Below are 23,152 nucleotides of genomic sequence, written 5' to 3' on the forward strand. Positions count from 1 at the left end.
GAAAACCTACTCATGGGTTGTTTCCAGTAAATAATAGATATAGGGCCGCAGTAGTAATCAGAGCTGAGAACTTAAGGTGTGGGCTCTCCTAGCGCATCCTGGCAGCGGCTTAGGGTGCAGCATCCTTACATTTTAAAATGCCTGCCGGCCTGAAGCGTTTGAGCTGCATGAAAGGCGGCTGGTGGTCAAGGTGAAATTAGTTGTAAGTTGCTGTGGCTCTTTTTAGTCCAACACCATGCACGCTATGCGTTACCTGTTTTTCCTAGTCCTGTTCCTGTTGACCTTATCGGCCAGCGGCCAAACCAAACTGAACCTGCGCCTGAAACGGGAGCTAGACAGCATAGAAGTGGTAGACCAGCGGTATCGACTGTTGTTTGTGGGTGGGCCCGCCATGAAGCCGCGCCTCGATTCGCTGGTGCGGGCGGCAGGCGTACCACCCGAGCAGGCCACCGACTACTTGGCCAAGCGCATGATAGAATCCGATTCGGTGAACATTAAGCGCATCAACCAGATCATCAAACAGTACGGCTACCCCGGCAAAACCTTGGTTGGTAGTCCCACCAACGAGGTGGCCTTGCTCGTGATTCAGCATTCCTCGCGCATTCCGCAGTACTTGCCCCTCATCAAGCGCATGGCCGAGCAAGGCGAAGTGCCTTTTTCCCTCTACGGCCGCATGCTCGACCGGCATCTGATGCAGCAGGGGAAGCCGCAGCTCTACGGCACGCAGGGCCGCAGCCTCAACGTGCCCAATGCTGCCACCGGCAAAATGGAGCAGGTTTCGTTTATCTGGCCCATCGAGGATGCCGCCCACGTAAACGAGCGCCGCAAAAAAGCCGGCTTCGATTCCACGGTGGAAGCCAACGCGCTCCGCTTAGGCATCCCCTACAAGCCCATTACAATGGCCGAAGTGGAGCGCATACAACAGGCAGCGGGCATGCGCCAGCATTAGAGTTGGTGCCACGGAGACTGGTACCGCTTGGAGAATGGATTTCGGCGTGGCAGAGGCAGTAGATATGAACGCGCCGTGAACCGATAGCAGAGGTAATGGTTGTGGAAGCAGGAGGACCCGGAGCAGCTATCTTGCCCGACGAACTTGCAGTACCTATGACTGTATTCACTGTAAAAGTCTTGATTGCCTTTGCCGGCGTCGCCCTCACGCTTGGCGGGTGGTTCTTTGACGCCGTTAAGAAACCCTACACCCACTTGTTCAATCCGCACTGGTTGCCGCATGCGCGCTACCATAGCGCCTTGTGGTTGTTTTCAATCACACTGGCGTGTGTGGCATCGTTGGGGTTGCTGTGGGGGCACTACCCCGGCCAGGATTCTCAGCTCGCCGTCTGGATGGCCGCCTTTCTGCCCGGGTTGTTCTACTTATCTTTCTTTCCTTCCCTGCTGTTTCGCAGTGCCTCGGCCTGGGATGATGGCGAAACGCCGTTTATGCCCGTGGCCCCACAGCTTTTAGTTGCTATCATCATTTTGCTCGTGCTCGGTGGAGCGCTCTGGCTGGATACGCACCTGCGCCAAGCGGTTTAAAATATCTTTCTTGGACTGTTGGCACAGGCTTGTAGCTCAACATGAAGCTGCAACTTGACCGGTGGGTAGCTTGAAAACCAGCGCGTACATAGTCTGATGAGGTCACAAGAAAAAGAGTCCCGACTGCAAAGTCGGGACTCTTTCGGTTAGGAGGAGCAGGAAGCTAAGCGTTTTCTTTTTCGTTTAGAAGCTGCTTACGTTCAAGCGGCCCCCAGTTGTGCATTTGCCAGCCAAAGAAGGCGTAGGCGTGGCGCTATTCAGAATGGCGGCTTTGATAGCAGCGGCAGTCGAGCCGGGGTGAGAAGCTGCGTACAGTGCAGCGGCACCCGTTACGTGCGGCGTAGCCATCGACGTACCGTTATACGACTCGTAGATATTGTAGGCAGTGCTCGACCAGATGCCCGAACCCGGAGCACCGATGTCAACCGTGGTAGCGCCGTAGTTGGAGAAGCTAGATTTGGCACCCGAAGAAGTGATGGCCGCTACTGCAATTACGTTGGGCTGGGGCAGGTTAGAAGGATAGCTAGCTACCGCATCGTTGTCGTCGCCTACGCCGTCGCTGCCGCCGTTGCCGGCTGCTGCAATGAACAGGATGTTGCGGTCGTTGGCGCGGCTCACGGCGTCGGAGAGGGCCTGCGAGAAGCCACCGCCACCCCAGGAGTTGTTGCTGGCTATAATGTTGAGGCCGTGGCGCGACTTCAGATCGTTCAGGTAGTCAACCGCTTTCACGGCATTGGCAGTGGTGCCGCCCCGCTTGCCCAAGAACTTGGTGGAGATGATGGTAACGCTCCAGTTCACACCGGCCACTCCCTGGCCGTTGTTTGCTTTGGCGCCAATGGTGCCAGCCACGTGGGTGCCGTGGTCGTCGGCAGAGCCGCGGGTGGTGCCGTCGTAGATAGAGTTGTTGTTGCCGTCGAAGTCCCAGCCGTGGATATCGTCCACGTAGCCGTTGCCATCGTTGTCGACGCCGTCGGCGGCGTCGTAGGGGTTGGTCCAGATCTGGCCGGCCAAATCGGGGTGGTCGAACTGCACTCCCTCGTCGATGATGCCTACGAATACGTCAGCCGAGCCGGTGTGGCCGGCCGCCCAGGCCGTAGAGGCTTGGCTACCATACACGTTTTTGGCATCGAGGCCCCACAGCGAACCATTGGTGAAGTAAGGATCGGTGGAAGCGGCGGTGTGGGTGTAGATGTAGTTAGGCTCGGCAAACTCCACTTCTGAGCCACCGTCTTTGATTTTGGATAGGGCTTCGATAGCCGCCAGAGGCGTGTGCACTACCAACAAGCCTTCTTTGTCGCCATGTCTTTCCATGGCTTTAGTGAGAATCTTCTCGGAAACCCGGCCGCTGATGCGCGCCAGTGCGTTGCTTTTCGCTGTTTCCGACTGGCCCGGCTTGAACTTAACCAGTACTTCGTTGGCAACGAAATCTTTCCCCGACTCGCCATAGGCATTAGACGTATCACTTTGCGCTACGCTGTCGGAGTCAGGAGCTTCCAGATTGGTTTCGCAGCTTCCTAAAGCAAGAGCCGATACGAGGCTGGCAGCCAGCCAAGACTTGCGCGTAAACGAGGAGTTGTTTGACTTCATGATTGAGTGGTAGTGGTGTTAGTGAACGGAAAGGAAAGCGTGGATAAGCGGAGAAAGGCTGCTGTACATAGAACAATTTCTATATGCTACAGGGATTTTCCGTTTAGCCCGGTTGTAAGTTTAGGAGGATAAATGAAGAAAGGATAAGAAACATTGGCAGTATTTGTGACTTGCATATTTTCGTTATTTATTATGCTGATATTAATTAAATAGGTATAATTCTATATAAAATGAGCTCTTCTCGGGGCTCAAAATTCTTTGCTTTAGTAGGGCGAGAAAAGCCCTTCTTTTTCAAGCGTAAATGCGGTACTTTCAAGAAAGCCCGGCGCGGGCTTCTCTAAAGCTTTTTGCACTTGTTTTTTAGGCAATTGTAGCCGCTTAAAAGGCCCGCTTCAGGGGGCGGCAATTAGCCACAAAACCCCGGCCTGAAAACCCCGCCTAAACGGCCTGCACTAGAGTAACTGCGTACTCATGGCCATAGCTAATTTCTGCTTGCTATATCACGACCTATGCTAGAACCAGCCGTAACAGCGCTATTCGAGAAGCTTGCCGAAGAAGGTGACCTCACACCTGAAGACGGCATTCAGAAACGGATACTATCTATCCACGACCACTGGTTAAGCGTGGAAGAAGCTGCTACCGATACCATCAGTTTCAGTGTCTTCAACTCGCTTCAGGAGTACCGTTTTTACCTTCGTGAAGAAGAGAAGTTTGTGGCCTTGTTTGCTGCCCTGTTTCGCAACAGCGAGGCCTTCTATCTGGAGCTTCCTGGCGCTACGGTGTTGCCTTTGGAAAGCTGGCGGCAGCTCATTAGTCTAACTACTACCGGGTTGCGCGAAAAGGGACATTTCGTGTTCTACCTTCGCCGCTTCCGGGTGCTGCTCGCAAGTGCTTACGACTTGAACGTGGCCGTTTATTTTCTTGACCCGCACCAGCAAGACCCTTTTGCCGAGCTAGCCACCGAGTATCAATTGCACTTGCTATAAGGGCAGAACCGAGGCTGCCCACTAAAAAAGCGGGCCAAGATGGCCCGCTTCCTGCAGCTTAGATTATACGTGGGGATTACCTGATATCCATTTAACGGCCTCGCGGCTTACCAAACCCCGAAAGCCTTCCATATCCTCGGGCCTTAGCGTAATTCCCGACGACTGCTCGTAGATTTCGCGGAGCTTGTCGGCGAGGCCGGCCGTCTTTTCGGCTAGGTTATCGTTGTTGACGTTCTCCTCGTCCAGCATGCGGTGGAGTTCTTCTTTGGGAATGGGCGAGAGGCCACCGGGTGTTTCCCAGCTTCTATCAACGTTGGAGTTTTGATCTTGGGCCATGGTGCAGCTTGCTAGGGTAGTATGTGAAATACCTGTCCTACGCAGAAAGAAAAGCCCTTGTTGGCTGCCAGGCCAAGGCCGTATCCCTACACACGAGCTTGAATGCCTGCTTTCTAGGTTGCTTTATTAGCTCGTCGGCCGCTACCAAACTCAACGTTTGGCAGTATTGCTCTTGCTTACAGCAGGGGCAACTCTATGGCCGCCGGTTGAGCTATTGCGGCCCTAGGGCTCCTACAGGCAGGACTAATGCATTTGCGAAAAGTGCTTTTCCAGAATAGTTGTGACCTTCTCGGAGGTAAGAGGTTTGCTGATAAAGTCCGCCACGTGAAGCCGTTGGGCCCGTTCCGTGTCACGGTCGTGGAGCGAGGTGGTAAGTATCACAATAACTGTGTTCCGTTGTTGCGCCCAAGGTAGCTGCGCATAAACCTCCAAAAATTCGAACCCATTCATGACGGGCATTTTGATGTCCAGAAAGACAAGCATCGGACAGCTTGAGTCGGGGTTCTCGCAGTGCTCTAGCAGCACATCCAGAGCCTCTTTCCCGTTCCGGGCTATAAGTAGTTTGTCGGCAACTGCCATTTTGCGCAGCATCAACTCATTCAAGAAGTTCGTGGTTGAGTCGTCGTCAACTAACAGAACAGAGGAAATCTTAGGCATACTGGCACTGCAGGAATACAACCATCTGGCGCGGCAGAGGGCTACTTAGGTTGGTAGAAGATACGCGAGATACGGCATCAAGGGTGCAAATACACGAAGCACAGAGTTAAAGCCTATTTTTCTTTATAGCATGGTTCAACTCCAACCTTCCAAAGTTGGTATGGCCCGTGCGAGTTAAAGTTGCTCTTTACTAGTTAATGTACAGGGGGCTAGGGCTGCTTCCTCTTCTTAGTGTGAGGGGCTATATCGCCGCTGAGGATATCGTGGTCGAAAATAGAGTCGTGCACGACGCGGGCTTGGCGGCCCGTTTGCTTGGCTTTGGTAAGAAATATATTGGCTACCTGTTGCTGGCCTTCCTTGGCAAAATAGTCGCCTAAGCTCTGCAACAACATTTTGCTTTCCTCCAGACCCCGCATCGACTGGTAGAGCATGCTTTCCACCGACTCGGTTAGCTCCGATAGCAACGCGCTGATGGTATAGGCGTGCCCGGTATGGCAGCGGAAGCGAATCAGTTTGCCTTCGATGAGCTTGGTGAGGGCGCCGTGGCAATCAGGACAGGTGAAAGGCGTAAGCTCTCCTTTGTCGATGATGCCCATTTCGAAGGCGCCGTCTTGCTTGGCAATGGTTAGCTCGATTTCGATGCGGTCTAAATCGGTTTTCGTAACCCGAGGTTGAGCCGAAGCGGGCTGAGTGGTAAGCTCCACCAACAAGGCCGCCAACCCGGCCAAGGGCACTATATGATCGGCTTCCACAAATTCTAGGGCATTGGTGGGCATGGCGGGAGAGGCGGCATCCTGCGGGTCTTGCACCACCGTTACGCCGCCTAGGCGCTGCACGCACCACAAACCCGAAGTGCCGTCGTCGAGGTACCCCGTGAGGACCACCCCAATAACGCGGGAACCATAGCCGTAAGCAGCCGAGCGAAACAGTGCATCTACGGAAGGACGAAACCGATTTTCCTTGGGCCCACGCTTCACCAAGGCCTTGTCGTTTTCGATCAGCAGGTGGTGGTCGGGAGGGGCTACGTAGATGGTGCCCGGCTGCACCTTTTCACCATCGGTCGGATGCTTCACCGGCAGCGCTGATACGTGGCTCATGAGCTGCGGCAACACGCTGTGCGCGTAAGGAGCGAGGTGCTGCACCACAAAAACGGAAGCCGGAAAATCAGCAGGCAAGTTTTTAACAAGCTCTAGCAGCGCCGTTATCCCGCCCGAGGAGGCACCAATGACTACAATGTCTCGTTTCGGTTGGGAACGAGTCTTCCTTTTCGCTGTTGCCATGAGGGTGTAGTTGAAAGCGTATTGTATAAGAAGACCTTATACCTATACCTATACCTATACCTATACCTATACCTATACCGCGTGCGCAAGGTAAAAGCTCTAGGAATACTGCCCGAAGCTGCGGAGATGACGAAGGCGCGGTCAACAAGCACGGGTAGTGATACTACCTATTTACGTATGCCAAGCGAAAAGAGACCAAACGTAGATTTTCTACTACCAAAAAGCCCCTTTTAGAATCTGGAAAAAGGTAGCTAAGCTAAAAGCAAAACAAGGTTCGCTTGGGCCCGTATGCTAAGGAAGCGCCAACTTGTGGCGCTGGATTGTTCTTGCTAATCAACCCGCTATGAAAACTGCATTTGCTTTTGCTGCTGCCTTGGCGCTGAGCGTCACGGCCGCTTCCGCTCAAGTTACCACACCGAGCACTACGCCTACTGTCAATGGCACGACCAGCCCACAGTCGTCGCCACCGGCGCAACCCCCAGGCTCAACGGGCACACTGCCCTCCAGCAACACCCAACCCGCCAGCGACAAAGAAGCCAGCACCACTAGCGGTTCTGCTACGGAAACCAAGGCTGCCAAAAAAGCCCGCGTTAAGAAGTCGAAAACGAAATCGGCCACTTCCACGAGTGGCTCGATGTAGTGTAGTGCCGCTTTGTATAGCTGCTAAGAAGGCCGCCCCGATAAGGGCGGCCTTTTTGTTTGCATTGCTAGTGGCAGCACGTTGGTCAATGGTCAAGTCTGGTTTAGACTTCCACTTTCGCGCGGTTGTATTTGCTGCGGTATTGCATGGGCGAAAGGCCCGTGATACGCTTGAACGTTACGCGGAAGGCTTTGGGGTCGGTGTAGCCCACGTTGTACATCACCTCATTCACGTTCTCGCGCGACGATTCCAGGCTGTTTTTAGCAGCCTCAATTTTCACCCGCTGAATGTATTCGACCACCGAGTTGGCGGTGGCTTTCTTGAAGCGCCGCTCCAGGTTGCGCCGCCCTAAGGCCAGCATATCGGCTAGCTGGTCGATGGTTATCTTTTCCTGGTAGTTGTCCTCGATGTAGGTCTGCGCCTTTTTCACTAGGTCGTCGCCGTGCTCTTTCTGGCCCTGAAACACAATAAAGGCCGACTGGCTGACCCGCTCGATATCGATCTGGAAAACCTTAGCGCACAGGACTGCCATTTCCCGGCCCGCGTACTTCTCAATCAGATACAGCACCAGATTGAGGTAGGAGAAAGCTCCGCCGCTAGAATAAATGCCGTGCTCGTCGGTGATAAGCTTGTTTTCAACGAGCTCCACATCCGGAAACATGCGCCGAAAATCTGCTACGGCGGCCCAGTGAGTGGTGCACTGCCGGCCCTTGATGAGGCCAGTGGACGCCAGCAGAAACGCGCCCAAGCACAAGCTAGCTACTTCCGCGCCCTGTTTGTACTGGCTGATAATCCAGGGAATAAACTCTTTGTTGACTTCTAGCGCCTGCCCCAAGTCGCCGTCGAGGGCCGGAATAACCACCAAGTCGGTTTTGGTGATATCGGCGGTTAGGGTGGCCGTGCTGATGGTGTACATGCCGCCGCACACGGGCGTTTCAACTGCCAGGCCAACTAGCTGAACCTCAAACAAGGGCTGCTTGCCCATGCGCTTGAGCAAGGCATTTACCTCCGTGAACACTAAGCGTGGGCCTTCGATGCTGCCCAATACAGCTCCCTTAGGAACCAGAATAGAGATGCGCTTCATGGTGGGCTAAAGCTAGGATGATGAAGTGTCGTAATCAACCCGCAGATAGTCGCATTTGCCCCCGGCGGGCGGGGCTAGGCTTTGCTAATTTTGTTGGAGACGGGGCCGGGTTAACGGCTGGTCAAGCTAAGAAGATTAGTTGATATTCCGACCACACTTTCCTTTTACTACTTCATCCTTTTCCATGAAAACGCCTCAACTAACCCCTTACCTCATCTTCAAAGACAATTGCCGCGCAGCCATGCAGTTTTATCAGCAATGCCTTGGCGGCCAGCTGGATATCCAGACGTTTACCGGTACGCCTGCCGCCGAACACGTGCCCGCCGATGCGCAAGATGGAGTGTTGCACGCCCGCTTGGAAAATGAAAATATAGTGTTGTTTGGCTCTGATGCCGGTTCTCAGCCAGTCATGGAAGGCAACAACGTGGCCTTGAGCTTGAACTGTGGCAGCGACGAGGAAATCGAAAGCTACTATGCCAGGCTAACCGAAGGCGGCAACGTGACGATGCCGCTAGCCGACACGTTCTGGAGCGCCAAGTTTGCCATGTTCACCGACCAGTTCGGCATAAGCTGGATGCTCAACTACGACAAAAACGAGGCGGGGCAGTAACGTAATAGCCACTAAAGCAAAGCAATAGGCTGTGCTGCGCCCGCCTACTGTACCACTAGTATTCTTACGCATCAACTTATGAGAAAAGTAATTGCAGCCATCTACTTGTCGCTCGACGGCGTGATGGAAAACCCCGCTTGGACGGTGCCTTATTGGGACGAAGACCTCGCCAAGCTTCAGCGCAACCTCAATTTCTCTAGCGACGCCCTGCTGCTAGGCCGCGTCACCTACGAGGGATTTGCCTCTGCCTGGCCGGGTATGAAAGACGAGGATGGCTTTGCCGACCGCATGAACAGCCTTCCCAAGTACGTAGCTTCCCGAACCCTGCAAACCGCGGAGTGGAATGCCAGCATCCTGCCAGGCGACGTGGCGCAGGAAGTGGCACAACTCAAGCAGCAGCCCGGTGCAAACATCTTGCTCTATGGCAGCGCCGAGTTGGTGCGCTACCTGCTGCAGCACAACCTCATCGACGAGTATCAGCTTATGGTGCATCCGGTGGTAGTGGGCAGTGGCAAGAAGCTTTTCGAGGAAGGCAGCCAAGCCAACATGCAGTTGCTCGGCACCCAAACCACCAGCACAGGTGTCATGGTCCTTACGTATCAGTTGGCGCCCGCGGAGGCAGACAGCCAAGGAGAATAGCGGGTTTTGCTTAGTGCGAATGGCAGGGCCTTCAGCTAGAAGTTATTCGCACTTCACTTTTGCCTAAGGGGTTGAGGGCTAATCAGGTAGTGTGTTGCCAGGTGCTGAAATTGGTGGTTTCTGCACCTAATGTAAAAAAGGTCGCTCCAACTTGGAGCGACCTTTTTGTGTGGAAGCTAGGATGGGCTGCCGCTTACTTGGCAGGCATCAATACGGTGTCAATGGAGTGCACCACGCCGTTGGTGGTTTTGATGTCGGGTTGGGTGACAGTAGCAGTGCCGCCTTTGGCATCTTTGATGGTTACCGTACCACCCTGCACGCCCACCGTCAACGACTCGCCTTGTACAGTTTTAAGTACCTGGCCGTCTTTCAGATCGGCTGCCATAACGTTGCCGGATACTACGTGGTAGCTCAGGATTTTGGCGAGCTGCTTTTTGCTGGCCGGTTTCAGCAGCGTGGCCATCGTTTCGGCGGGTATTTTCTCGAAGGCGGCGTTGTCGGGGGCGAATACGGTGTACGGGCCGGCGCCTTTTGCTTGCTCTGCCAAGCCAGCAGCTTGCAAGGCTTTCAGGAGCGTGGTGTGATTGGGCGACAAGGCGGCGCTACCAGCCAAGTCTTTGCCGGTAGAGGCACCCGAAGCTGATGTGCCTGCCGTCGCTGAAGCGGCGGTTTGGGCCGTAGCGAGTTGGGCACCGCCCAAGGACACAACGCAACCTAATAGAAGCGAAAAGAAAGTTTGCTTTTTCATGTAAGTAGGGATGGGGTGAAACATAGCGCGTGTTCGAAACACACCCAACCTAAACAGTAGACTATCAGAAGGTTCTACGATTGCCATAATGTTGTTGGCCTCGGCTACCCTTTTAATCTTATATTAATTTGATAGCACGCCTAGAATCCGAGTCGAAAGAAGGTGTTGAATAACAGATAGAACTAGGGAAATGCAGCGCAGCTTACTTGCAGAGGCCTTACGGAAGCATCCTATTTGGCTACACGAACCAGACCCCGGCAGTTGGCAGTGAAACGCGCACCTCATTGCCGGGCTCGAAACCAGTTTCACTGGTCTTTATAGTTACACTGGTACCCAACAAGTCCACGTCCAGCTCAGAGTAACTGCCGTAGAAACGAACTGCTTGCACGGAACCAGTTTGGCCACCCGTTGCGGCGTTTAATTGAAAGGCTTCCGGCCGGACTAGTAGCTGCTTGCTTTTGGGCTTACCCTTGCTGTTTGCCAATTTGGCGAAGGCCGTTACCGACGTCCCAGTTATCAGGTTGTAGTCGCCGAAAAGGGAGGCCGTGTACTCGTCGACGGGCTGGCGGTAAATCTGCTCGGGGGAACCTTGCTGGACAAGCTGGCCGCCTTTGAGCACCAAAATCGTATCGGCCCACGACAACGTATCGGTGGGGTCGTGCGAAATCAGCAGGCAAGTAATGCCGAGCTGGTTGCCGATGTCTTCGATTACCGATTTCAGGATGTGCTTGTGCACCCGGTCGAGGTTGGAGAAAGGCTCGTCGAGGAGCAGCAATTTGGGGGAGGTCAGCAGCAGCCGGGCCAGGGCTATGCGCTGCCGTTCGCCACCCGAGAGTTGGTTGGTTTGGCGCCCCGCTAAGTGACTGATGCGGCATACGTCATACAGCGTGTTGGCGTCTTCCACCCGAAACGTATTGGCGTAGCGCAAGACTTGCTCGACCCGCAAAAACTTCGGCAGCTCGAAATGCTGCGACAAATACGCAATGCCCGGATGCCCTGGTACCAGCTTCTCGACGGGGCCCCGCACCCGCTCGCCAATGAAGCGAACCTCACCGGCGGTGGGCTGAATCAGACCGGCTATGATTTGCAGAAGGGTGCTTTTGCCGGCTCCGGTTTCCCCGGCAATGGCTAGTTTCTGGAACTGCTGCTGCGTGAAGCTGACTTCCTGTAAGGCGACGTTTCCTTTCTCTTGCAATGAAACATTCGATACGCTTAACCAACTCATGCGGGTAGAAGAAAGCCTGTAGACAAAAATGAATAACCGCAAGTAGTCTGGATTGTGGAAGCCCAAATGCCAGGGCCCGACAAGAATCCGTGGAGGCATCGGGTAAAATCAAGCCTAGCTTGCGTATGCGCGGGACAGCAAGCTAGGCATAAGGCTCGGAACACAGCCAGTGGCGCCGGTAGGCATATCAACTAAAAGCCCCGCTCAGTGTCTGAGCGGGGCTTCTACTTACCTTTTCCGAGGCGTTAGTTTTTCTCTCCTACCGGAAATTTCTCTAGAATCTCCTTGGCAGCTCGGGCGAATTCGGGGCCTATTTTAGCAGGGTTGCTAATAGGGTCGGCCATTGAGCCGCGCCACACCATGTTGTGGGTGCGGGCATCAACGAAGTCTAGAATAAGGGTGCCTTCGTTGTAGGTTTGGGTGCTGTAGCCAGTGTTGTAGAAAGGGGAAGTGTAGAAATAGCCGTAGTTGATGGGCAAATACCGGCCCCGATACGCCATGGAATAAGGATAGGCATAGCCTGGCGTTGGTGGGTTCGGAATCGTCCGCTCGGCTTCCTCGATGTAGAGGTGATACGTCACGTAGAAATCTGGGCGCCCCCGGCCCTGCACCTGCTGAATACCGCGCTTGGTTAGCTCCGATTTAATAGCACTCTGGATAGTTTCGTCGTTGAGGCTGCTTTGGTAGATCGGGTTCTGGGAATTAGCTGATTTCACCTCGGTTTTAGCGAAGTCGTAAGTGCGGTAGCGACTGAAATCGACGCCCGGTTTTTGTTGGACCGTGACGCCCGACGAACAGGCGCTCAGCAGCCCAAGTAGCAGCAAAAGGGCTGCGTGCAAAGTTGTTTTCATAGTGGTTGTGGAGTGTGGCATGAGGAGTGAATTCTTAGGCTATACCTGCTGAAGAGGGTAGAAGTTATAGCCGAGTTCAGGTTGTATCCTTCCGAGAAAACACTAAGGATGAGCTTGTAGTCAATGGGTCATGTCGAGCTTCGCTCTGCTGCATACTGCGGCGGCATCGGGCGTTGGCGCGCTTTTACCCGCCGAATTAGGTGGCACCGGTTTGCTGAAGCGCCACGGCAAATCGACAATAAACGCAGCCGTTGAACACACGCCAAGAGCTTGGTATTTTTGTTGCTAGTTGGGGCTTCATACAACCTATTGTAGCACCTCATTCTCTTTGAGCAGATGATACGTTTTCTGCTGATTTTCCTCGTCGGGCTGCTGGCCTCTTGCGCTCCTGCGCGCTCCACCGTCCAAACCCTCAACGACGTGGCGTTGGCTACGCACCGCACCGTTGCCATTCTGCCTTTTGAAGTAGAGCAGGACCGGATCCGTCTGAGTGATATTCGCTATGCTGGCACCGACACGACCGTGGCCACCCAGCAGCGCATGAAGCAGGAGTGGACCGTCCGGCAACAACAGGAAAGTCGCCAGATGGCCTTTCAACTACAAGAGCTGCTCTATACCCAGTTGCAGGCGCAAAAGCCGGCTCGCGGCTATACGGTGCAGTTTCAGGATGTGCGCGAAACCAACCGCCTGTTGCAGCAAGCCGGCATCACCTACGAGAACTTTCCCGATCATACCCTGAAGGAGGTGGAGCAGGCGCTAGGTGTCGATGCAGTGTTATCGGGGCAAACCGTGCTTTACCAGCCCCTCCCCAATGTGCTAGGGCTGGCGGCGCGCCTGATGCTCAACGAGCCCCTCATCGGCAACCAGCAGTCGGTTATTCCGGTCAGTCAAGCCACCACCAGCCTAATGCTCTACGACTGCCGGGCCAACCAGCTAGCGTGGCGCCTCGACTTTGAGGGTACCGGCAACGCCGCCTTAAAGCCAGACCGCCTAACTCAAAGCTTAGTGCGCGCCGCGGTGCCTAATTTTCCGTACTGTCGCAAGTAGGCTGTTGTACAGCAAGTGCGTCTGATTCAACATTTGATTATAAAGATGTTGCCAAATAAAAAACTCGCCTCTAAGCAAGGCGAGATTTTTATTTGGTATGCCTGACAACTGACAAAGTAGATGTTGTGGAGAATGGCTTTGTTAGCGCAGTTGCAGGCCGTCGATAGTGCCATCCACGGTTAGACCATCTGGGAAAACACACGAGAAGGTACCCGAAACCATGTTTGTTTTAGGGTCGCGTTTGGTGGTGCCGGTAGCCTGCGTGGCGTTGGTAATCGTATTTATCCGGGCCGAAACTACGTCTGTTATATCGGCGCCGGTTGTCGTGCGCGACGTTTGAGAGAAAGACAAGGAAATAATAGGCCCGCTCTGAAGCTTGCCACTAACATCGAAAGATGCCTGCGTACCTCGATATTGGGTTGCTCCAATCTGCACTTCTCCTAGCGTGTAAGGCGGCGCCCCTCCCTCACTCACCATAATAGCCGTGGAGTAGTTGGGTATTACGCTTGAACCCGACTCAGAATCGTCGTCTTTGCAGCCAACGAAGAGTACAGATGCGGACAGGATAAGTGCAGTGGAGAGTAGTTTCATAAAGGGCAAAGTAACTAAAAGCTGTGTACGATAGTGGTGACAAGAACGACTAGCAGCCGGCTGTACTGTACAACGTATCGTAAGCTTCTGCTGGCATACGTAGACAAATCTTGCCTATCATTGCTTGTAAACTTTGTATCCATGGCTGATTCTCCCCAGATTACCACTATCGTCTTCGACCTTGGCGGCGTGCTCATCGATTGGAACCCGCGCTACCTGTACCGCAAGCTGTTCACCGACGAGCAGGAAATGAACACGTTTCTCGAAACTGTCACCACTCCCGACTGGAACGAGGAGCAAGACGCCGGCCGCAGCCTGGCCGATGCTACTGCGTTTCTGGTAGCCAAGCATCCCGAGCACCGCGAGATGATCGAGCACTTCTACGGCCGCTGGTCGGAAATGCTTGGTGGCGCCATCCAAGGCACAGTCGACATCCTGACCGAGCTGCGGGCGAGTGGCCGGTACCGCTTGTATGCCCTCACCAACTGGTCGGCCGAAACTTTCCCCATTGCGCTAGAGCAGTTCGAGTTTTTGCATTGGTTTGAAGGCATAGTGGTATCGGGCACCGAAAAGTCGCGCAAGCCCTTCCCCGATTTCTACCACCTCTTGCTGACTCGCTACGCCATCGACCCCCAGCAAGCTGTGTTCATCGACGACAACGAGCGCAACATTCTGGCCGCGCAAGCCGTGGGGCTGCACACCGTGCACTTTCACTCGCCCGAGCAGCTGCGCACCGAACTCCAGACCTACCAAGTGCTGCCGTAGCACACACAGACTTGCTTAACAGTGTTATGGGCTGCCAAGGCATCGTGTAATGTAGAGACGCGACACTTCGCGTCTTGTCGTTGCTGACGTTGTTGGTACTGCCCATGGTTGGTTGTTCAACGACAAGACACGAAGTGTCGCGTCTCTACATAAGCATCCACTCGCCAGCAAATGAGCAGTGAGATTAGCTGACTACACAGCTAGCCTCACTGCTTACTTGTTTACCTGGAAGCTACCGGTGCCGTGGCCGGGTGAGCCCGCATTGGAAATTCCTTCGAGCGTCATGCGGAAAGGGCCCGCCTCTTCGGAAGTGTAGAAGGAGAGGGTAGCCTGGCCGTTGGCGTCGGTGCGGACGGTAGGGCTCCAGAAGAGGGTGGCGCTGCGAAAGTCAGGTATGGAGGCGTTTTTGGTGTTGGCGTAGGTGGGGGCGTAGAACTCGCGGGCCTGGTAGAACCGCGGCATGGTATAGGGCTGTATCCCCGGCCGGGCCGGATCATTAGAGAAGTCGTAGTCGGGGCTGCCGCGCTTGGTGAAGATGGCGATAACGCCGCCTCCGCCCCGGGAGCCATAAATAGCGGCGGAAGCTCCTTTAAGCACCTCCACACTTTCTACATCGGTTACCGGGATGGAATTAAGTGCGTCAACATCAACCGGAATACCGTCAATCAGAAACAGCGGGGTGCCCAGCCCGCGGATCTGCACATTCATATTCATCGGGTTGCCCGTAACGGAAACGCCCGCTACTCGGCCTTGCAGTAGCTGCAACACGTTGGTGTAGCTGCTGGCTGCCGGAATATCCTTGGTTTTCAGCACTACATCGGCCTGCCCATAGATGCGGCGCGAATCGGGTTGTACGGGCTTCTTGCCTTTCACCGTCACGTTGCCGAGCAAGATGGTTTTGGCATCGGGGCTGTATTGCCGCTCTACCACTTGCTGCCGTTTGCTGCTGGTCAGGAAAGTCTCCCGGACCGGCGCGGCATCGGGGAGCGGGCGGGTCGGCGTTTTGCTGGGCTCTATTATGCGTCTGTCGAGCTTAACGTTGGGGTTGCGCAACCCTTTTTGCGAGGGCACTTGCACGAGCAGCCGGGCCGTGTCGCGGCCGGTGAAGCCCATGAACAAGAAGCGCCCTGCCGAATCGGTCGGTGCTTGCGTAATGTCCTGCGCCGACCCAAAGCGGAACAGCGACACGTTAATGCCCTTTGCGGGTACTTGTTTGTTGCCAAAAACTTGGCCACTCAAGGCCAGCGTCTGCTCCAGCGGGTACGGAAACGAACCGAGTTTATTGGCTAGCAACGGCTTCCAGACAAAGCGCCGCCAGCCTTGCGTGAGCAGCAGGTTGTCGAGGGCCTGCCGGGTGTCGGGCTTCTGATTGCGGAAGTAGTAGCCGGGTTGCTCCACAGTGCCATGCAGGTCGGAAGTGAGCAGCAAATGCGTGCGGATATCGGTGGCGCTAGAGTCGAGGGGCACCAGGACGGTGCTGTTGACGGCCAAGGAGAACTGACCCGGTGCCGGCCGGCCCGCTTCGTCGGTTACGGCCACGTTCACCGTCACCTTTTCGCGCGGGCCGTAGCTAGGTTTGTCGGGTTGCAAATTGATGCGCAGGCCAGGGCTAGAGTTGGTGAAAGCTAGCCGCTCGCACCGGGCCATTTGCTTGCTGTCGAAAAGCGTGAAGTGCACCACTCCGCCCGGAAACCGGTCTTTCGGAATGTTGGTCGAGAAGGTGTTGCCGTCGCTGATTTCACCTTGCCCCGCGTACACCACTTGGCCCCGCACATGCCCCACCACCGTAATACGCTCGGCTGGGGTGTTGGGTGGTAGTTTGCACTGAATAGCCACTTGGTAGCTGCTCGACAGCTGTAGCACGCGCATGGTAAAGCCGGTGGGCTGCGCTGCCGGTAGCTCATGCCGCACGCGTTGCCCGTCGGGTTGGCGCACCACAGCTACATAGCGCTTGCCTGCTTCGGGCTTGAGCTGAAATCGTCCCATGCCAAGATGCTCGCTGCGAAACTCGGTTACTACCTGTCCGGCTTCGTCCTGTATCACGCCTTGTATATCCACTCCCATGCCGTAGGAGTCGGTGGCTTTGACTCCCACTATACTCGTCAGGCCCGCTACGAACTGGCCGCCCTCGGGAAAAAACTGCACATCCAGCCACCTAGAAGCAGGCGGGTTGGTAGTTGGAGTAGTAGCTGGTCGTCGGCCGGGCCTGCTGGCAACTTCCGTTGTGTTCGACCAGACGGTGAGCGGACGCGTGAAAAAGTAGCCGGTGCCAGCATTGCGCATCCAGCTGGTATAGGCCCGCACCGTGTAGGTGCCCTGCTGCAAACTATCAGCCAGTTGAAAATCACCCGGCGACGTGCCGCCTTTCAAGGACAGCACCCGTTGCTGCACCACTTTCTGGTTGGGCGCCAGCAAGTCTACGTATAGCACCCGGCTAAGCGTGTCGGGCATGTGGCTGGAGCCCTCAACCAAGTAAGCCTTAAACCACACGGTCTCGCCGGCGGCGTACGTGTCTTTGTCGAACTGCAGGTAGCTTTTCTCGGGATAGGTGCTGGCATAGAACCGAGTGAGCTGCTTTATTATCAGCTCAATAAAAGCATCGGGTGGCCCCTGAAACGCTGTTGATAAAACGCAGGCGCTTACTAGCACCAGAATAGAAAAAAGGTAACGCTTCATAGAAAAGAGTAAGCATAGCAAGCAACGATAGGCTTAATCAGGCCTCGCATAGACAGGGCCCGATCCCACAACGCATAGGTTATTCACCGCGACAGTATAGTTGGGAAACACACCAGCTTGGATTCAGAGCCAGTCCGTTTATAGCAGCAACGTAAGCTTAGTATTAAATTGTGGTAAGTATAGTGTAATTCCGGGGGTTAAAGAAGCGCCAGGCGCCCCCTGAGCGAAAGAGGATGCAAGCTGCACCGTAACCTTGGCCCGGCTGAGAGGGTATCTATTGAAATGACTGCCGGCAATGGAGCCGGCATTTTCATGCTAGCATTTCTTCTCATGGAATACATAAAATTAGGTAACAGCGACATTGAAGTTTCGCGCATCACGTTTGGCAGCTGGGCTGCTGGGGGCTGGATGTGGGGCGGAACCGAGCAGAACGACGCCGTGGGAGCAATTCATGCCTCCTACAATTTAGGCGTTACCAGCATCGACACGGCGCCTATCTATGGCCAAGGGTTGAGCGAGGAAATTGTAGGCGAAGCCATCAAGTCCTTGCCGCGCGACAAAGTGCAGATCCTAACCAAATTTGGGATGCGCTGGGATTTGGCGAAAGGTGACTTCGCCATGAAAACCAAGAACAACGACGGCCAGGACCTTGACGTGTACAAATACGCGGGCCGTGACAGCATCATCAAGGAGTGCGAAGACAGCCTGCGCCGCCTCGGCACCGACTATATCGACCTTTATCAGCAGCACTGGCCCGACGTAACCACGCCCATCGACGAGACGATGGACGCTGCCGCCCGCCTACTTGAGCAAGGAAAAATTCGTGCTATAGGGGTCAGCAACTATTCGGTAGCGCAAATGGAGGAAGCCTTGAAAACGGTAAATGTGGTGTCCAACCAAGTGCCTTACAGCATGCTGCGCCGTGATATTGAGAAAGACGTGCTGCCGTTTTGCCAACGACACGATATGTCTATCCTGGCGTATAGCCCGATGCAACTCGGGTTGCTAACGGGCAAGATGAAGCCTGGTCAGCACTTCGATGCCAGCGACCTGCGTTCCACTAACCGCCTCTTCAAACCGGAAAGTGTAACCCGCGTCAACGAGTTTTTGGAGAAGCTCCGGCCTTTGGCGGAAAGCAAAAATGCTACGCTAGGCCAATTAGTACTTCGCTGGACGCTGGCGCAGCCCGGCCTCTCGGTAGCGCTAGTAGGTGCCCGTAATGCCGACCAAGCCATCCAGAATGCCCGTACCACCGACATAGAGCTGGTTTCGCACGAGGTGGATTTTATCACCGAACGGCTCGAGCAAATGCAACAGGAGCTTGCGTAAATAGCTTCAGTTTATTCTTACAAAAAAGCACGGTCTGTCCCAGATCGTGCTTTTTTTGTAGCCGACCAGCGGCTGTCTGCTGGAGTGCCTCTTACGGCTACATCCTTACCTAAGCGTATCATGAAGGCTTTCCTGTTGCTTTTGCTGCTATGGGGCGCAACGCTCACTGCCACGGCCCAGCGTATGACCCGTGCCGACTCGTTGATGATGGAGGCGCAGCAACTCAGCAAACAAAAAAAGTACCCGGAGGCCATTAAGGCGTACCAACGGGTAGTGCAGGAGCCTACCGCTAAGCCTCGCTACAAAGCTGTAAGCTTTTACAACACGGCCTGTTATTATGGGCTTCTCAACGACGCGCCGCATGCACTAACCTACTTAAGCAAGGCCATTGATGCCGGCTATGCTGATGCCAAGCACATTGCCATCGACTCCGACCTGAACCTGCTTCACAACGACAAGCAATGGCCTAAACTACTGGCGAAGGCGCGCAAGCTGGAAGAAAAGCAGGTGATCCGGCGGCCCGAAGACGTGAAGCTGGTCACCACGGATATTAACCATTTCTGGACGGCCTATGCTGCCGCGCAGCGCGATACTGCGCAGGCGCAAGCTATTTTTCGGCGCGAGTACTTCGATAAGGCTTCCGTAGGCTTGCAGGACTACTACGATTCGAAAATTGAGAATGATGTTGAATTCACGAAGCGGATTCAGCGTCGGCCGCAGTATTACCAATCCATCCAAGCCACTACGCTGGCCATTGCCGACCAAAAGCCGAAGATAGTGGCGGCATTCCGGCGGTTTCAGGAACTGTATCCAGCCTTGAAGTACCAGAATATCTACTTCGTTATTGGTGGCTGGGTGTCGGGTGGCACCGTGTCGGAAGCGGGCCTGCTGATTGGAGCCGACCAAGTAGCCAATGGGCCCGGCGTGAATACCTCCGAGCTAAGCTTAGTGCAACGCAACCGCTGCGCGCCCGTTACCGTGATGCCTTCTTTGATGGTGCACGAGCTAGTACACAGCAACCAAGGTCAGCAGGACGGTACGTTGCTTGGCTATGCCCTCAACGAAGGGATGGCCGACTTTGTGGCCGAACTTGTTACCGGCCAACTGACCAATGCCCGCCTGCACCCTTACGGCAACGCCCACGAAAAAGAGCTTTGGCAGGCTTTCAAGCAGGAAATGCTTGGTACTGACTCCCGCAACTGGATTGCCAACGGCCGCCAAGAAACTCCCGAAAAGCCCTGCGACTTAGGCTACTACGTAGGCTACCGCATTGTGCAGGCCTATTACAACAGCACCTCCGACAAAAAGCAAGCGCTGGCCTCTATTCTCTCTATCCAAGACCCCAAGGCCTTTCTGGCCCAGAGTGGATACGAGAAAATAGTGGCGCAGCGCTAGCCCTGATTCTGGCGGCGCGGCGTTGCCTTACACCTGTTCGGCCTGGCGGTTCACCTTGTTTTTGGCAATCTGGTTGAGCAGTTGATCGGTTTTCTTTTCTTCGTCGAGGGTTTGCTGTAGAAGTTGCGCCACCTCGTTGTGGCCTAACTCTTCGGCTAAGTACACGGCCGTACCATAGCCGGCAATTTCATAGTGCTCGATTTTTTGAGCTGCTGCAATCAAGGCAGCGTCCAGCACCTCGGGTGCGGCATCTTTCTGCATCAGCTTTTCGCCTTCGGCAATCAGGCCTTGCAGCGCTACGTTTTCTTCACCATTTGGGTCGACGCCCAGCATTTGAGCGGCTTGCTCTAAGCGCTGAATCTGCTGACGCGTTTCTTCGAGGTGAACGGTAAAGGCAGTTCTTAATTCTTCGTTTTGGGTGTTTTCTACCATGCGGGGCATGCTTTCAACCAATAAGGTTTCGGCGCTGTAGAGCGCCTGCATTCCGTGGACAAAAAGGTCTTGCAAACTTTGAAGCTGAGCCATAAGGATTTGAATATGAGGGTGAAATGTTATCAAGTACTACGGCCTTAATACTTGCTTGTTATCGTCGGGCTTGCAGTTTTAACACTATCGTAACACTACTGTCAAGCTTGCTTTACCCGCAGCTACCACGCGCTTTGTCGGCTTTTTTATGGCTGCAACCTTTCAGGAATAGATGGAATCATGCTGATGATTATTCCATCATCTTTTCATATTCCTGACTATGCGTCATTTAGCTAATCTTTCTCTCTGCGTTGCGGGCTTAGCTTGGCTAGGCGGCTGCCAAGAGAAAGAAGAAACCACTCCCAAATCTCAGTTATTGAACACCCACTGGATGCTGGTGCAAGTAGAAGAAACGCCTGTAGCCGTTTCCAGTTACTCCGCTGCCTTCCAGTCCTACATCCAATTCACTAAGCAGAACACTACCATTGGGCTTGCCCCCTGCAACACATTTAGCGGTAACTTCTCACAGGGTAGCACAGCCGGGCAGCTAACCATCAGCCAGCAAGCATCAACCAGAGCTAGTTGCGGAGCTATAAATTTGGAAAACAAGTACCTGGACGCTTTGCCCCGCACGGTACGCTACGAAATTACCGGCAAGGAACTACGCCTCTATGATGCCACTAATTCCTTGCGCCCTCTGCTCGTCTTCGAGGACAGCGCAGAATAGATAAGCAGTCTACCAATCAAAAGGGCCACCTCAACTGAGGTGGCCCTTTTGATTTATTGTACACTAGATACGATTAGCAATTGCCATCTATGTCGCAGGCGGCGCCCTCAAGGCCGCCAATGCTTACTGGCTGCGGACGGGCTTCTTCCCACACCTTCTCTAGTACTTCCTTGAACAGTTCGGTGGGCTGTGCCCCCGATACAGCGTACTTGTCATCGAAGACGAAGTAGGGTACCCCGCGTACGCCGATCTGCTGCGCTTCATATTCGTCGCGCCGTACTTCCTGCTCGAAAATATTGGAGTTTAAAAGCTGCTCTACTTCTGCGGCAGGTAAGCTCAGTTCGGCGCCGAGCCGCACAAGGGTAGGCACATCGTTGATATTGAGGCCTTCTTCCAGATAGGCTTTAAACAAACGCTCTTTGGCGGCATCCTGCTGGCCGTACTGTGCGGCCAAGTGCACGAGACGGTGCGCCCGCAACGAATTGGCGGGTACTACCCGGTCAAAATCGAAAGCTAAGCCTTCTTGCGCTGCCATTTCAGTCATGTTGGCGCTCATCTGCCGGGCCCATTCCTCCGACTTGCCATACTTGCTTGCCAAGCGGGTATATTGGTTGACGCCGGGCGTCGGATTGGCCTGTGGGTCTAGCTCGAAGCTACGCCATTTCACTTCTAGGTCGTTGGCGTGCTCGAAGGTGGCTAATGCCTTTTCCAGCCGCCGCTTGCCGATGTAGCAAAAGGGGCAGAGGATATCAGACCAGATTTCTACTTGTATCTTTTTCATGGGACGAAGAGTCGGAATTCGGCGAGTATAAGCTACAAACTCGGGAAAAGGTTTCTCTGCAAGAAGGCAACGCGAAGTAGCGCCTCACAGAACGTTGAATAACCGACGTGTTGCATCCTGCGCAACTGAATTGTGAGGCACAAAAAAGCCCTCAGCGGTAATGCTGAGGGCAAGTACTTTAGGCCGAAACGCCGTCAATAAGCTGCTTATCAGGAATGGAGTTGTCTTGGAGCGTGGCCCGGCCGCGGCTCCGGCGGGTGATGCGCGAGAAGAGGCTGATTTCCTGATCGAACAAGAACTGGAAGAACAGCTTGGTGTAGGAGCGGTGGTGGAGCAGAGGCTCGTAGAACTCGGGCGCCAGCGCCTTTAGGCGAGGCAAGTGGTTCCAGGGAATAGACGGCATGTCGTGGTGCTCGTTGTGGTAGCCTACGTTCAGGTTCACCCCGTTCAGGCGGCCGTAGTAGCTATAGGTTTCCTGGCCTTCATCCAGCGTAAGGTAGTGCTCCTGAATCCAGCGGGCGCCCAGTGGATGCAGGCCAACCGAGAACCAAAAGCTCAGAAACAGGTAGCCTAGCGCCATCCAACCGAAGAAGTACACAATAGCCGCATCGAAAACGAGTTGCGCCACAATATTGGCCACCACGTACCGGTCGAACACCGCCACCTCGCGGCAGCGAATCGTGCGAATAACCTGGAATAGCGGGAAAAAGAACAGCCAAATAGCTTTACCCACCGAGTAATTCTTGATCAGCTTAGCCTCGTACCAGTCCGGCAAATCGGCGTCCAGCTCGTGCACTCCCTGAAACACATGGTGCTTGATGTGGAAGTTCTTAAAGGAAATGGCCGTGGGGATAACAGAAGCAAAGTTGGCCACGATGCCTACTGCTACATTCTGCCACACCTTACTGAATACCAGGTTGTGCGCGGCTTCGTGAATAACCACGAACAAGGTATGCGAGAGAAACGCGCCCACCAGATAAGCCGCTAACGCCACCACGTACCAAGGCTGGTTGCGAAGCAGGGCCGCTAGCACTACTTGAGCCGCTACACAGGCCACTCCAATAAGAGCAGTAGCGGGCGTGCGTGTCATCAGTTCTTTTACTTCCGGATGCGCTTTCACAATCTGGCGGGTGCGCACCCGGTGTGGCTCTGGCGTGTCAACCAGGACAAAGGACTTAGTGGTAGAAGGCATGAAGTTGG

At 54.5% G+C, this 23,152-nt stretch carries 24 protein-coding genes; 11 read left to right on the forward strand and 13 right to left on the reverse strand.

The window, feature by feature from the left end:
- The first annotated feature begins 244 nt into the window (after positions 1-244).
- Positions 245-949, forward strand: a complete 705-nt coding sequence (locus P1X16_RS16205; protein WP_277231073.1) for a DUF6624 domain-containing protein — start codon at positions 245-247, stop codon at positions 947-949.
- A 155-nt stretch (positions 950-1,104) separates the two neighbouring features.
- A complete protein-coding gene (locus P1X16_RS16210) occupies positions 1,105-1,533 on the forward strand; it encodes a hypothetical protein (RefSeq protein ID WP_277231075.1) in 429 nt (142 codons plus the stop codon).
- A gap of 183 nt (positions 1,534-1,716) precedes the next feature.
- On the opposite strand, the gene P1X16_RS16215 is transcribed toward P1X16_RS16210, so the two are convergent.
- A complete protein-coding gene (locus P1X16_RS16215) occupies positions 1,717-3,120 on the reverse strand; it encodes a S8 family peptidase (protein WP_277231077.1) in 1,404 nt (467 codons plus the stop codon).
- A 509-nt stretch (positions 3,121-3,629) separates the two neighbouring features.
- On the opposite strand from P1X16_RS16215, the gene P1X16_RS16220 reads away from it, so the two are divergent.
- Positions 3,630-4,106 (forward strand): hypothetical protein, encoded by a 477-nt coding sequence (locus tag P1X16_RS16220; protein WP_277231079.1) that lies wholly within the window; start codon positions 3,630-3,632, stop codon positions 4,104-4,106.
- A 63-nt stretch (positions 4,107-4,169) separates the two neighbouring features.
- On the opposite strand, the gene P1X16_RS16225 is transcribed toward P1X16_RS16220, so the two are convergent.
- The 3 genes from P1X16_RS16225 to P1X16_RS16235 form a co-directional block, all read right to left on the reverse strand.
- Complete coding sequence (locus tag P1X16_RS16225) at positions 4,170-4,442, reverse strand: hypothetical protein (protein ID WP_277231081.1); 273 nt, start codon at positions 4,440-4,442, stop codon at positions 4,170-4,172.
- A 243-nt stretch (positions 4,443-4,685) separates the two neighbouring features.
- Positions 4,686-5,099, reverse strand: coding sequence for a response regulator (locus P1X16_RS16230; RefSeq protein WP_277231083.1), 414 nt, complete (start codon positions 5,097-5,099; stop codon positions 4,686-4,688).
- Between the two features lie 209 nt (positions 5,100-5,308).
- Positions 5,309-6,379 carry a chemotaxis protein CheB gene (locus tag P1X16_RS16235; protein WP_277231085.1) on the reverse strand — a complete coding sequence of 357 codons (1,071 nt, stop codon included), beginning with the start codon at positions 6,377-6,379 and terminating at the stop codon, positions 5,309-5,311.
- Between the two features lie 343 nt (positions 6,380-6,722).
- On the opposite strand from P1X16_RS16235, the gene P1X16_RS16240 reads away from it, so the two are divergent.
- Positions 6,723-7,019: a hypothetical protein gene (locus P1X16_RS16240; RefSeq protein WP_277231087.1), complete on the forward strand. Its 297-nt coding sequence runs from the start codon at positions 6,723-6,725 to the stop codon at positions 7,017-7,019.
- A gap of 103 nt (positions 7,020-7,122) precedes the next feature.
- Here the strand turns inward: P1X16_RS16240 and P1X16_RS16245 are convergent, their stop codons facing one another.
- Positions 7,123-8,103 (reverse strand): helix-turn-helix domain-containing protein, encoded by a 981-nt coding sequence (locus P1X16_RS16245; RefSeq protein ID WP_277231089.1) that lies wholly within the window; start codon positions 8,101-8,103, stop codon positions 7,123-7,125.
- A gap of 184 nt (positions 8,104-8,287) precedes the next feature.
- Here P1X16_RS16245 and P1X16_RS16250 point away from each other — a divergent pair, with 184 nt between their 5' ends.
- Both P1X16_RS16250 and P1X16_RS16255 read left to right on the forward strand, forming a co-directional pair.
- Positions 8,288-8,713, forward strand: a complete 426-nt coding sequence (locus tag P1X16_RS16250; RefSeq protein ID WP_277231091.1) for a VOC family protein — start codon at positions 8,288-8,290, stop codon at positions 8,711-8,713.
- A 78-nt stretch (positions 8,714-8,791) separates the two neighbouring features.
- The gene (locus P1X16_RS16255) at positions 8,792-9,352 is read left to right on the forward strand and encodes a dihydrofolate reductase family protein (RefSeq protein WP_277231093.1); all 561 of its coding nucleotides are present in this window, start codon (positions 8,792-8,794) and stop codon (positions 9,350-9,352) included.
- 193 nt (positions 9,353-9,545) lie between these two features.
- Here P1X16_RS16255 and P1X16_RS16260 read toward each other — a convergent pair whose 3' ends face one another.
- From P1X16_RS16260 to P1X16_RS16270, 3 genes are all read right to left on the reverse strand, one after another.
- Positions 9,546-10,100 (reverse strand): fasciclin domain-containing protein, encoded by a 555-nt coding sequence (locus P1X16_RS16260; RefSeq protein WP_277231095.1) that lies wholly within the window; start codon positions 10,098-10,100, stop codon positions 9,546-9,548.
- 238 nt (positions 10,101-10,338) lie between these two features.
- Positions 10,339-11,325, reverse strand: a complete 987-nt coding sequence (locus P1X16_RS16265; RefSeq protein ID WP_277231097.1) for an ABC transporter ATP-binding protein — start codon at positions 11,323-11,325, stop codon at positions 10,339-10,341.
- A 245-nt stretch (positions 11,326-11,570) separates the two neighbouring features.
- Positions 11,571-12,176: a DUF4136 domain-containing protein gene (locus P1X16_RS16270; protein WP_277231099.1), complete on the reverse strand. Its 606-nt coding sequence runs from the start codon at positions 12,174-12,176 to the stop codon at positions 11,571-11,573.
- A gap of 336 nt (positions 12,177-12,512) precedes the next feature.
- Here P1X16_RS16270 and P1X16_RS16275 point away from each other — a divergent pair, with 336 nt between their 5' ends.
- Entirely contained in the window at positions 12,513-13,223 is a 711-nt protein-coding gene (locus P1X16_RS16275) for a hypothetical protein (protein WP_277231101.1), read from the forward strand.
- Positions 13,224-13,364: 141 nt separating this feature from the next.
- Here P1X16_RS16275 and P1X16_RS16280 read toward each other — a convergent pair whose 3' ends face one another.
- Complete coding sequence (locus P1X16_RS16280; RefSeq protein ID WP_277231103.1) at positions 13,365-13,814, reverse strand: hypothetical protein; 450 nt, start codon at positions 13,812-13,814, stop codon at positions 13,365-13,367.
- Positions 13,815-13,955: 141 nt separating this feature from the next.
- Between P1X16_RS16280 and P1X16_RS16285 the strand changes: the two genes are divergently transcribed.
- Positions 13,956-14,579 carry an HAD family phosphatase gene (locus P1X16_RS16285; protein WP_277231105.1) on the forward strand — a complete coding sequence of 208 codons (624 nt, stop codon included), beginning with the start codon at positions 13,956-13,958 and terminating at the stop codon, positions 14,577-14,579.
- Between the two features lie 213 nt (positions 14,580-14,792).
- Here P1X16_RS16285 and P1X16_RS16290 read toward each other — a convergent pair whose 3' ends face one another.
- On the reverse strand, positions 14,793-17,255 hold the full coding sequence (locus P1X16_RS16290) for a TonB-dependent receptor plug domain-containing protein (RefSeq protein WP_277231107.1): 2,463 nt from the start codon (positions 17,253-17,255) through the stop codon (positions 14,793-14,795).
- 330 nt (positions 17,256-17,585) lie between these two features.
- Between P1X16_RS16290 and P1X16_RS16295 the strand changes: the two genes are divergently transcribed.
- The gene (locus P1X16_RS16295; protein WP_277231109.1) at positions 17,586-18,584 is read left to right on the forward strand and encodes an aldo/keto reductase; all 999 of its coding nucleotides are present in this window, start codon (positions 17,586-17,588) and stop codon (positions 18,582-18,584) included.
- Between the two features lie 120 nt (positions 18,585-18,704).
- Entirely contained in the window at positions 18,705-19,979 is a 1,275-nt protein-coding gene (locus P1X16_RS16300; RefSeq protein WP_277231110.1) for a DUF2268 domain-containing putative Zn-dependent protease, read from the forward strand.
- Positions 19,980-20,006: 27 nt separating this feature from the next.
- Here the strand turns inward: P1X16_RS16300 and P1X16_RS16305 are convergent, their stop codons facing one another.
- The gene (locus P1X16_RS16305) at positions 20,007-20,486 is read right to left on the reverse strand and encodes a ferritin-like domain-containing protein (protein WP_277231112.1); all 480 of its coding nucleotides are present in this window, start codon (positions 20,484-20,486) and stop codon (positions 20,007-20,009) included.
- 238 nt (positions 20,487-20,724) lie between these two features.
- Here P1X16_RS16305 and P1X16_RS16310 point away from each other — a divergent pair, with 238 nt between their 5' ends.
- Positions 20,725-21,171, forward strand: coding sequence for an META domain-containing protein (locus P1X16_RS16310; RefSeq protein ID WP_277231114.1), 447 nt, complete (start codon positions 20,725-20,727; stop codon positions 21,169-21,171).
- A gap of 73 nt (positions 21,172-21,244) precedes the next feature.
- On the opposite strand, the gene P1X16_RS16315 is transcribed toward P1X16_RS16310, so the two are convergent.
- Both P1X16_RS16315 and P1X16_RS16320 read right to left on the reverse strand, forming a co-directional pair.
- Positions 21,245-21,952, reverse strand: a complete 708-nt coding sequence (locus P1X16_RS16315; RefSeq protein WP_277231116.1) for a DsbA family oxidoreductase — start codon at positions 21,950-21,952, stop codon at positions 21,245-21,247.
- 178 nt (positions 21,953-22,130) lie between these two features.
- Positions 22,131-23,144, reverse strand: a complete 1,014-nt coding sequence (locus tag P1X16_RS16320) for a fatty acid desaturase (RefSeq protein WP_277231118.1) — start codon at positions 23,142-23,144, stop codon at positions 22,131-22,133.
- Positions 23,145-23,152 lie beyond the last annotated feature (8 nt).

Source organism: Hymenobacter sp. YC55, assembly GCF_029433095.1.
GTDB lineage: Bacteria > Bacteroidota > Bacteroidia > Cytophagales > Hymenobacteraceae > Hymenobacter.